Below are 10,204 nucleotides of genomic sequence, written 5' to 3' on the forward strand. Positions count from 1 at the left end.
GGCGGGAAGTGTCGGAAGCGCTGGTCGTGAGGAGTTTCTACCAATCGCCTCTGACAACGCCTCTGACGACGCTTCTGACAACGCCTGTGACCGGGGAAGCGATGCCGTCGCCGGCTGCCGTACGGCGTCGTGCGCCGGGAGTCGGACGCCGACCGGGTCCTGCCGGATCGCCGTTGTGCCCTCTCGACGGGACCGGTGCGCGGTCCGGTCCGCAACCGTCCGCCGGACCCTCAGGTGGCTCCGTCGTCTGTTGTCGTGCTGTGACGCGGTCCGATGCGGTCGATCGTCTGCTCGCTCCACGCCTTGATGGCCGCGGCCTGCTCAGGTGTGAGCGAGTCGAGAAAATGACGGCGGATGTTGCCGCCGTGTGCGGAGATGGCGCTCTGCGCGACGCGGCGGCCCACGGCGGTCAGGCCCATGCGCGTGCGGCGGCCGCTGGTCCCGCTCCGGGTCTGCTCCACGAAGTCGCGGCGCTCCATGCGTGTCAACTGGTGTGAGACGCGGCTCTTCTCCCAGCCGAGTGAATCGACGAGATCACTGACGCGCATGTCGCAACCGGGCGCCTGCCACAGCGACACCAGCACGCTGAACTCGGCCTTCGAGATGCCGCAGTCGCGCTGCAGACCGCGGTCGAGCTCTCGGGTGAGCAGGCGCTGCGCGCGCATCCAGGTGTCCCAGAGCTCCCACTCCTCAGGGGTCGGCGTGCGGGATGCAGTCATGGCAGGAATCGTACCGAACGAGTTGACGTCTCAACTCCACCGTACCTAGAGTTGACGCGTCAACTCTAGGAAGGACCTTCCGCCCCATGAGAAAACTGTTGCGCGGCGGCATGGTGGTCAGCGCGGACCCGGCCGTTGGCGATCTCCGGCAGGGCGACGTGCTCGTCGAAGACGGCCGGATCGTCGCGGTCGCCGCCACCGTCGACGCGGCCGACGCAGAGATCGTCGACGCCACCGGCAAGATCGTGCTGCCCGGTTTCGTGGACACCCACCGGCACACCTGGCAGACCGCGTTCCGCGGTCTCGGCGCGGACTGGACGTTCGACCAGTACCGCATCGCCATGCACGGCACGCTGCGGCCGCACTACCGGCCGGACGACGTATACCTGGGCAACCTGCTCGGCCGGATCGAGGCGCTCGACTCGGGTGTCACGACCATGCTCGACTGGTTCCACTGCTCCGACCACCCGGACAACGCCGACGCCGCGATCCAGGGGCTGCGCGAGGCGCCCGGCCACTCGATGTTCTGCTACGGCGCGGGCGTCGCCGACGAGCCGGACATCGCCCCGGAGATCACGCGCGTGCGGTCGCAACTGCCCGACGACGGCATGATGCTGGGCCTGCGCGGGCCGCAACTGACCACACTGGAGACCACCGCCGCCGATGTGGCACTGGCGCGGGAACTCGGACTGCGGGTGAGCGTCCACCTGCACGGCGCTACCGGCTGGCCTCGCGGGCACCGCCCGATCGCCGACATGCGCGACCGCGGGCTGCTCGACGACCGCACGACCGTCGTGCACGGCAACGGCCTCTCCGACGACCAGGTCGCGATGATGGCCGACGCGGGCTGCTCGGTGTCGGTCAGCCCGGACGTCGAACTGAAGATGGGCTTCGGCTGGCCCGAGACCGGCCGCATGCTGGCCGCCGGGATCCGCCCCTCACTGTCGATCGACGACTGCCCATCCGCCGGCGGCGACATGTTCGCCACCATGCGCACGGCGTTCGCCGTGCAACGCGGCCTGGACGGCGGCCTCACCTCGCGGGACGTCGTCGAGTTCGCCACCGTGAACGGCGCTCGAGCGTGCGGGCTCGAGCACCGGACAGGCAGCATCACTGTCGGCAAGGACGCCGACCTGATCCTGCTCGACGCCGAGGACCCCTCGATCTTCCCGGTCAACAACGCAGCCGGCACGATCGTCGCCGCCGGCCACCCCGGCCTGGTGGACAGCGTCTTCGTCGCCGGCAAGGCCGTCAAACGGGACGGCCGACTGCTCGGTGTGGACCTGCCCGCACTGCGTACACGACTGGTGGAATCCCGCGACCGGATCGCCGCAGCCGCCGGCGTCGCGGTCGACGGGTCATGGACGCCCCCGACACGATGAATGCCTCGAAGCAGCTTGAACGGCAAACCCCCTGTCGAGTCATGAGCCTCGTCGACGATGACGTCGTGGAAGCTCCCCATTACCTTCTTGGTGGCCCCGCAATGGGGCGCACGGCCTTCGGAGTTGGCATGACTTTCTCCCCCTGTCGAACGCATGGCCCGGGGGGTGGTGTCACCGGCTCCGGAGGCATCGACAGACCGCTGATTAGGGGCATGACCACCTGCCTTTTCCGCAGGTCGGGAGGCTCTTCGTCATGTGGATGTGGCGATCGGTGCCGTGGGACGGCCGGGCGGGGACAACCGGAGGAAGCACGTGATCGACGTCAGCGACATCGCCGTCTTCCTCGGCTTGGACGTCGGCTATGGCGAGCACCACGCCACCGCCGTCACCCCGGCCGGGAAGAAAGCCTTCGACAAACCGCTGCCCAACAGCGAACCGAAGCTCCGCGAGGTCTTCGGGAAAATGCAGGCCAAGCACGGGAGCGTGCTCGTCGTGGTCGACCAGCCGGCCTCGATCGGCGCCCTGCCGCTGGCGGTCGCGAGGGACAGGGATACACGACCTTGGCGACCCGCCGTCAGCTGCGCCCGATGGGACTGCGGCCCCGCGGACAGGCCCCGGTCGCACGCATCGAGTGCAGCAGCGGGGAGCGTCATGCGTGGCCGTACCGCCTCGACCGGGCCAAGCCGGTGCGGCCGATGCCCCTCGTGGAGGAAGCCCCGCTCGACAAGGCGATGGCCGCGCGCCAGACCGGCCCTCTCAGCCGTCGGCGCTAGTGCATTGCCTCCCGCTCAAGACCCTCGGCTCCTGCCAGGAGTGCCACGACGGGACACCCGCCGACCCCAAAGCCTACGTCGCACAACCGGTCCAGCACCTCCTCGTCCCATGACCACCACCGGGCGGTCGTGCACTGCGGCGCCACCCGCTTCGCCGGGCGCGACCGGCGGCGCGTCCGCACCTGGCCTCACCTTGCCATCGGTTTCGACGAGGGAGTACGTCCATGAAGACGGCTTTCGAAAGCATCAGGCAGCCCCTGGACACGACCATCCCCGACCGGCGCTCATCGCCCTCATCGGCGCGGTGGGTAGCGGCAAGAGCACCTGGGTGCGCACCTTGCCCGCTACCCAGGTCCTGGAACCCGACCGGTTCAGGGCGATGGTCGCCGACGATTTCTCCGTCGAGTTCAGCGTGTGCCGTACCGCTCGACCTCATCATCGGCCCCCACCGTGCTGGGGAGTTCATCCGGGAATGCATCGATCAGTGGCTCTCCTCCGACCGCATCCCCGAGGTCCGTGCCGCGGGCATGGTGTGCACGGGCGTCCTCGCGGGCGATCCCTGCACGCTGGTCGACCGACCCCGGGCAGACCTGGATTTCCCACGACGACCTCGGCCAGGAACGTGATGGCCTGCTGGCGGCCGAGGGGTAGGTGGTCCAGCGCCGCGGCGCCACCGTCCTTGTCGAGGACGAGTGGGACCAGCGCGCATGGCGGCCCGTCAGCGTCCTGGACGGACACGTGCTCGACACAGCTGGCACCGGGCCCGTCTGGGGACCACCGCCGAGCGGCGAGCCGTCCCGGCTCGCCCCGTCTCTGTGGCCAGTGGCGTGGGTGGCAGCTCCCGCTCATCGTCTCCGGGCGGCCGGGAGTCCGGAGGCCCCGAGCCTTGTGGCGCCCGCGCCGCGGGCGCGGTTCGCGCTCGACGAGCGTGGCGGGGCGACCTTGTCCAAGTCGCCGTTCACACGTTTCGCTCCCGCTCGACTGCTTGAAGCCGTCCGTCCCGACGCCGGCGGGCGCTCGGTCTCCACCCCGTCCTGCCGGACGGGGTGCACCGCCGCTATGCGGCTCGATGTCGTGCGGGCCGACCAAGCCGGCGTCGTCACCGGAATGTGCAGCAGGTTCGCGTCCGCTGCGGAATCTGCTGCGCGCAGCTGACCGCTGCCCGATGCTCAGCTTCCCTCACAGTTTGCCGAGCAACACTCCGCGCCAGGTCCAGCCAGCCTTGAGTACCGTGTTTCGGAGAGGTTCCTTCAGTTCCGCGCTGTCGAAGCGGAACGTCTCCGTCACCTCGAGCCCGCTGCCCGCTTCCTTGCGTCCGATCGTCCACCGGACCGACTTCTGGTTCACAGGCCCGCGCCCGTATTCCTGCGATACCGGCACGCCTTCGACCCACTGGATCTTCCACTGCTCCTCGAGAGCGCGGACCTCGTGGCTCCCCGGGTCCAGACGCATCCGGATCCGGATACGGCGGCTCATCTGGGTGCTGGCGAAGAACGACTGCCAGGCCGGCTCCATCAGCCGCCACTCAGCCACCAAATGGGCGCCCTCGTCGGCGCCATAGCGCACCACATAGGGCACGTCCGGCCCGTTGAGGCCGAGCAGCACGCTTTTCACATCCTCAGCGGGCTGAGGGGGAACATCCCCGCAGGGATGCTTCGTGCCGTTCAGCTTGTCGAAAAGACCCATCGGACCAACCTATTGAGTGCCGTTGCTGTGCGAGCAACGGAGCCCGTCCGGGAACGACCGCTCCTGGACCGATTGCCAGCCCCCCGGTGGTCATCCGGGGAGGTGCTGAAGGCTGACCGCCGCAAGGGCCCCGTTGGCCATCTGAGGGGAGAGCTTGAGGCCGAACTCGCGCTCCAGCAGCATCAGAGCAGCCGCCGAATCGGTCCGGTCGTCTTCGTAGTCCTCGTCGTCGCGGAAGAATCCCGCGTCGTCCAGCGCACGGTTGAGATGGGGCACATCTTGACTTTCTGTCAAATAAACGTGCCAGGTGTCGATGCCCGCCATGAGTACCCCGTCACGTGCATGTGCGATATGAGCAGAGCCGGCCAGTGGATGCCACACCGATACGGCCTCGGTGCCCTCCGGCGGCCGGGTGAGCACCGAGGGGTTGGAACAGTCTGCCGTGCGCATCGATGTCCAGAAGGAAGGTCACCCGGCGCTCCAGCACACCCGCGCCGCGGGTATGCCCTGGTCCCATTCGAAGCGCTGCAACGCCTCATCGGGTGTGCACTGCGGGTAAGGGGCCTGATCAGTGGCCCCTGGACGAGACAGAACCTCGTCCAGGGAGAGCTTTCGCACTGCACGTGATGCCGAATTGTCCGACGTCACGCAGTCGGACAGCGCGGATCTCTCCACTGCTTCCCTTCCTCTTGGCCCAGCAGGCCCCTGTTCGGGTCCGTGAGGCAGTGGCGCGGCTTAGAACGCACCGGTGTTCGATTCGGGGCGGTAGCAACTTGCCAAGTCGCACTGGTTCGAAGCCTGGCGTGAGAGAGCCGGCGGCTGACGGAGGGAGGAGTCGGCTCCGGCCTGCCGGGGGCAGATGGACCGGCAGTTCACCGTGCCGGAGTCCCGCCACAAGCTCGCCCGGGATATCTGCTACGGCAAGCGCGGGCAGATCATGCAGGCATAACAGACGGGCCAGGCGAACAGTCCGGCGCACTCGGTCCCGCACTGAATGCCGCCGTACCGTTGACGCTATCTGGAAGCCGCGGTCGAGGAGTTGCGGGCCCTGCCTTCGGAGGAGTGCGAGCGCGACGTCCTGAGCGGGGACGTCACCCGTGCCATTCCGCTCAAGCGCGCCGACCCCGACGTGCTCGGCCGCCACAGCTCTGCCGGTGTGCCCCGGCTGCTGGCGCCCTGCGCCCGCTGCGCGCGACTCGCCTGAGTTGGACGAGGAGGACGGCGGGAGGGGCGGCAGTGACGGGCAGGGCCTGGCCGACGGCGCATGACGCGCCCCCTTGCTCAGGGCGATTGCGGGGCGCCGTGTCGCAGACCGTCGAAGAGGAGGGCAGTGATCTGCCGGGCCTCGACCAGCCAGCCCTCGGTGGCGCGCATGGCGCAGATGCCGCCCAGTGCCCGTAGCAGGGTGGGTCCGGTCACGTCGCCGCGGACGGTGCCGGCCGCGCTGCCGGCGTCCAGCAGTCGGGTGAGGGCGTCGCCCATGCGGGTGCGGGCGTCGTCGAAGACCGGTGAGTCCGTCGCCATGATGCTTTCCAGCACACTGGACATCCCCTTGCCCACCGCCGCGTGGTCCACGAGCAGCAGCAGGAAGCGCCGCAGGGCCTCCTGCGGGGTGTGTTGGTCCAGCAGGTCGCCGGGCGCGGCGCACAGGTCGTCGACCTCCTTGCGGTAGACCTCCTCGATCAGCACCTCGCGGGTCTCGAAGTGGCGGTAGAGCGTGCCCACGGCGACGCCGGCGCTGCGGGCGATGTCCTCCACGTGGGCGTCGGTGTCGCCGCCGAGGAACGCTCGGCGGGCCGCGGACAGCAGTGCCTCTCGGTTGCGTCGCGCGTCGGCGCGCAGCGGGCGTGACGAGGGCAAGGAACCTCCATAAAGTGAGTCCGGTTCCGGTTACGTGTACTGTTTCCGGAGTCAGGTTCATCTTACTGAGGGGGTTCCCACATGCCGGACACCGGTGAGGGTCTGGACGGCCTGCGAGTGCTGGTCACCGGCGGCAGCCGAGGCCTGGGCGCGGCGACGGTGCGGCGCTTCGTGGCCGCGGGCGCGACCGTGGTGACGGCCTCGCGCAGCCGGCCCGAGGAGGACAGCGGCGCCGCCTTCGTGCCGGCGGACCTCTCTACGCAGGAAGGCGTGGCCGAGCTCGGCCGCCGGGTCGCCGAGCAGCTGGGCGGCGTGGACGTGCTCGTGAACAACGCCGGCGCGGCCAGTGCCCCGGCGCCGACCCTGAGCCGGTCCGACGCGTCCTGGCAGGCGGACCTGGGGATGAACCTCCTCAGCGCCGTGCGTCTGGACCGGGCCCTGGTGCCGGGAATGATCGAGCGGGGCTCCGGCGTCGTCGTGCACGTCTCCTCGATCGCCAGCCAACTGCCTCAGCGCACCGAGGCCTCGTACGCCGCTGCCAAGGCCGCGCTCAACACCTACAGTCGTGAACTGGCCACCGAGGTCGGCGCACACGGGGTGCGCGTGGTCTGCGTCCTGCCCGGCTTCGTCGTCACCGACGGCGCCACCGCCCACCTCCGGCACATGGCCGGGGAGCAGGGCGTGACCATCGAAGAGGTCACGCAGCAGATCGTGGATCACCTGAACGTTCCCATGGGCCGCCCGGGGGATCCCGAGGACGTCGCCGAGATGATCGCCTTCCTCGCCTCCGGCCGCGCGAAGTGGCTCACCGGAGCACAGTTCCGCGTCGACGGCGGCATCATCCCGACCATCTGAACAACCACCGACAGCACGAACAGGAGACCCCCATGCCCATCACTCTGACCTCCGTGATCATCGACGCCGCCGACACCGAGAAGGAGAGCTCCTTCTGGCACCGGCTGCTCGGCGGCTCCCTCACCCCCACACCGACCCACCACTTCGTTCAGGCCCCCGGCCTCCCGGTGATCGTCGTCCAGGCCGCCCCCGGACACACCGCCCCGAACTGGCCGGACGGCACCTCCCAGCAGATGCACCTCGACTTCGGCGTCGACGACCTCGCAACCGCCGACCGCGCGGCCACCGACGCCGGCGCCACCCGACTGCGGCCCACCGGCGAGACCACCCAGGAAACCCGCACCCGTAGCCGCGTGTACGCCAGCCCTGCCGGACACCCCTTCTGCCTGCGTTCGACCTGAGCCAGTGAGGCGTTGCGTCCCCGACAGGGTGAGGGAACCGGCCGCGTCGAGCCTGTCGTAGCCGTCGGGAAAGTCCAGCCCGGCGGACCGGAGACGGGTCGCCCAAGCTGCAGCCCGACGTCCTGTACGAGCCGTTCAAGTTGCGCGCCGAACTCGCGCCGCACATCTGCCATGTCGACGCGTCCCGCCACCGCCGCGGTCATGAACGACCGCCGCCGGGCCTGAACGCACCGTGATGGCCGACCAGCGTGGGAATCTCGCACGCAGTGAGCAACGGACGGTCCTCACCGACCACGGCCAGCTGCGCGCCGGCCCCGACGACGGGGCGATCCCTCAGCCCAGCCACGGCACGACCCGCTGCGGGACCGACGGCGAGCACCGGGACACTGCTGTTCAGCTCGGTGTCGTGAGCGCGAAGAATGCCTCGTGAGCTGCCATCGCTCAAGCCGTGGTCGTCGGCGCTGAGGACGAGTGGTCGGGCAGTCACCGGACGGGTTCTTCGTCGAGGTCTCGACGCCCGAGCTGTTCGAACCAGTCGCCCACGAAGTCTGCCGACAGCGGCTGCGGATTCTGCCGGCATCAGGAGCCTCTGCTGCCGGATCAGCCGAGTGTTGAACGCGATACTCACTGGCAGGTTCGGCCTCGATGTTCCTGTCTCCGCCGGGTTCTGGCGAGGTTCTCGTGGCTCGTGCTGTGGCGGAGATCCCGCTCTGTGTCCCCTGCGCTCGTCAGGCCCCGGACTGGACCGGTCACGGCCCCGGCTCAGGGGCCGGGGCCGTGACCGGGGTGGGGCGACGGGGTCGGGGTCAGCGGGTGTCGGCGTGTGTGCGTTCGAAGCTGGTGAGGGTGGATTCGAGGTGCCATTGGGCGGCTGCCTTCGGGCTGTCGGCCAGGAGGCGGCCGCAGGCGCCGCCGGGCCTGCCGGTGCCGGGGTGTTCCTTCGCGCAGGCCGCGGCGGGCCGGTAGCCGTCGCGCGTCGGGTTGCCGCGCCACAGGCTGCGGCCCGGGAGGAAGGCGTACTCGAGGGAGGCCCGCGCCAGGTCTTTGAGTTCGGGGTAGCGCAGCCGGTAGGTGGTGGACGCGTACTGGAACTCGTGGCTGATGTCGGTGCGGGAGATGCCCGGGTCGTCGGTGGCCAGGACGACGGGCACGCCGTGGGCGCGGTAGGTGTTGAACGGGTGGTCGTCCCCCTTCACCCCGAGGATCTGTGCGTTGCTGGTGAGCGGCACCTCGACGGCCGTCTCCCGGCGGGCCATGGTGCGGGTCAGCTGCTGCCAGTTGTCCTCGTGGACGAGGTCGACGCCGTGGCCGATGCGCTCGGCCTTCGCCACGTTCACCGCCTCGCCGATGTGGAAGGACAGGTCCTCCGGCTTGACCAGCCCGGGCCACAGCTCCCCGGCGTGCAGGGTGATGTGGGCCTTCGGATACTGCTTGCCCAGGTAGCTCAGCATCCGCATCTGAAGCCGGTAGTTGCGCAGCGCACTCTCCCCGTCCTCGGGCTGGACGAGGTTGACGGCGACGAACCGCGGGTCGCGCTCGGCCAGCCGCAGGCCGAGTGCGATCTGGGTGAAGACGCGCTCGGGTGAACTCCCGCGGGAGACCTGCGAGATCCATCGGACGGGCAGCCGGCAGGCCCGGCGGGGGTGTGCGGTGTCGCAGTGTGCCTCGGTGCGGAACTCGGCGTTTGTACGGTCGGCGTCCTTCCGGGCCTGCGCCACCAGCCGGTCCAGCTTGCCGTCGGCGAGGAGCTTGCGATGCATCCGTGCCGGGTCCGGGTCCCAGCCGACCTGTTCGGCGAGCTTCTTCGCGCCGTCGGAGGCCGGGGTCGCCATCGTCTCCAGGTAGGACTGGTTCTGCCGGGTCGCATCCTCGGCGACCTCGGCGAGGAGCTTGCCCGGATGCCGCCAGGTCACCTCGCCGAACTTGCCGAAGGCAGCGAAGAAGTGATCATGCCCGGACTCGCCCTGCGGGAAGTCCTCCATGGACCAGGCCCGCACCAACTCCTTGTGGAACGCCTTGTCCGAGCGCGCGTCGGCGGCCGGGCGGGCACCGTCCTTGCACGGCGGCTGCACCGCGGTCATCGTCTTCGTCTCGATGCACAGCCCGTCCTGCGCGGCCAGCTCGATGAGGTACTCGGTGGTGACGGCGCCGGAGAGGTGGTTGTGCAGGTCGCCGCCCTTGGGCAGCTTCCGGAAGAAGTCCCGCAGCCGGCCGGGATCGTTGCGGACGGATTCCAGATAGGCGGCGGTGCGCGCCTCGGCGGGCGTGGCAGGTGGCCGGACGGCGGGCCCGGCGGAGCGACCGGCCTCGTCGGACCGGGCCGCGTCGGATTGAGCGGCGGCCGGCAACGCGGTGAGCGCGGTCAGCAGACAGAGTGCGACGGCGCCGCTCGGGTACAGCACCCGACGGCGGCCGATACGGGATCGATGAGTCACCTCAACATGATCAAAGGGCCGGCCGGGATGTGTGACCGCGATCGCGGGGACGTCACTCGATCGTGGGATTGTCCCGAAGGGAGGAGGAAAGGG

Annotated in this window: 11 protein-coding genes and 1 pseudogene; 6 read left to right on the top strand and 6 right to left on the bottom strand. The window is 69.7% G+C overall.

The window, feature by feature from the left end:
* Positions 1-230 precede the first annotated feature (230 nt).
* The gene (locus A949_RS0113810; protein ID WP_019356606.1) at positions 231-719 is read right to left on the bottom strand and encodes a MarR family winged helix-turn-helix transcriptional regulator; all 489 of its coding nucleotides are present in this window, start codon (positions 717-719) and stop codon (positions 231-233) included.
* A gap of 86 nt (positions 720-805) precedes the next feature.
* Here A949_RS0113810 and A949_RS0113815 point away from each other — a divergent pair, with 86 nt between their 5' ends.
* The 3 genes and pseudogenes from A949_RS0113815 to A949_RS39065 all read left to right on the top strand — a co-directional run bounded on the left by A949_RS0113815 (position 806) and on the right by A949_RS39065 (position 2,874).
* Positions 806-2,101 (top strand): amidohydrolase family protein, encoded by a 1,296-nt coding sequence (locus A949_RS0113815; protein ID WP_026004625.1) that lies wholly within the window; start codon positions 806-808, stop codon positions 2,099-2,101.
* A gap of 312 nt (positions 2,102-2,413) precedes the next feature.
* A pseudogene (locus tag A949_RS36465) lies at positions 2,414-2,647 on the top strand (IS110 family transposase); the annotation flags it as partial.
* Positions 2,648-2,661: 14 nt separating this feature from the next.
* The gene (locus tag A949_RS39065; protein WP_237735827.1) at positions 2,662-2,874 is read left to right on the top strand and encodes an RRQRL motif-containing zinc-binding protein; all 213 of its coding nucleotides are present in this window, start codon (positions 2,662-2,664) and stop codon (positions 2,872-2,874) included.
* A gap of 1,179 nt (positions 2,875-4,053) precedes the next feature.
* Here the strand turns inward: A949_RS39065 and A949_RS0113825 are convergent.
* Entirely contained in the window at positions 4,054-4,560 is a 507-nt protein-coding gene (locus A949_RS0113825) for a hypothetical protein (protein ID WP_026004626.1), read from the bottom strand.
* 90 nt (positions 4,561-4,650) lie between these two features.
* On the bottom strand, positions 4,651-4,836 hold the full coding sequence (locus A949_RS0113830; protein ID WP_158687583.1) for a hypothetical protein: 186 nt from the start codon (positions 4,834-4,836) through the stop codon (positions 4,651-4,653).
* A 763-nt stretch (positions 4,837-5,599) separates the two neighbouring features.
* On the opposite strand from A949_RS0113830, the gene A949_RS38085 reads away from it, so the two are divergent.
* Positions 5,600-5,764 carry a hypothetical protein gene (locus A949_RS38085; RefSeq protein ID WP_019356612.1) on the top strand — a complete coding sequence of 55 codons (165 nt, stop codon included), beginning with the start codon at positions 5,600-5,602 and terminating at the stop codon, positions 5,762-5,764.
* Positions 5,765-5,841: 77 nt separating this feature from the next.
* Here A949_RS38085 and A949_RS0113845 read toward each other — a convergent pair whose 3' ends face one another.
* Positions 5,842-6,420, bottom strand: a complete 579-nt coding sequence (locus A949_RS0113845) for a TetR/AcrR family transcriptional regulator (protein ID WP_019356613.1) — start codon at positions 6,418-6,420, stop codon at positions 5,842-5,844.
* An 81-nt stretch (positions 6,421-6,501) separates the two neighbouring features.
* Here A949_RS0113845 and A949_RS0113850 point away from each other — a divergent pair, with 81 nt between their 5' ends.
* Both A949_RS0113850 and A949_RS0113855 read left to right on the top strand, forming a co-directional pair.
* Positions 6,502-7,275 (top strand): oxidoreductase, encoded by a 774-nt coding sequence (locus tag A949_RS0113850; protein WP_019356614.1) that lies wholly within the window; start codon positions 6,502-6,504, stop codon positions 7,273-7,275.
* 32 nt (positions 7,276-7,307) lie between these two features.
* On the top strand, positions 7,308-7,676 hold the full coding sequence (locus A949_RS0113855; RefSeq protein ID WP_019356615.1) for a VOC family protein: 369 nt from the start codon (positions 7,308-7,310) through the stop codon (positions 7,674-7,676).
* Between the two features lie 199 nt (positions 7,677-7,875).
* Here A949_RS0113855 and A949_RS39745 read toward each other — a convergent pair whose 3' ends face one another.
* Together A949_RS39745 and A949_RS0113865 are read right to left on the bottom strand one after the other, a co-directional pair.
* On the bottom strand, positions 7,876-8,256 hold the full coding sequence (locus tag A949_RS39745; RefSeq protein WP_443332993.1) for a ChbG/HpnK family deacetylase: 381 nt from the start codon (positions 8,254-8,256) through the stop codon (positions 7,876-7,878).
* A 226-nt stretch (positions 8,257-8,482) separates the two neighbouring features.
* Positions 8,483-10,078 (bottom strand): hypothetical protein, encoded by a 1,596-nt coding sequence (locus A949_RS0113865; protein WP_019356617.1) that lies wholly within the window; start codon positions 10,076-10,078, stop codon positions 8,483-8,485.
* Positions 10,079-10,204 lie beyond the last annotated feature (126 nt).

The organism is Streptomyces sp. AA1529 (genome assembly GCF_000280905.1).
In the GTDB taxonomy this organism is placed as follows: domain Bacteria; phylum Actinomycetota; class Actinomycetes; order Streptomycetales; family Streptomycetaceae; genus Streptomyces.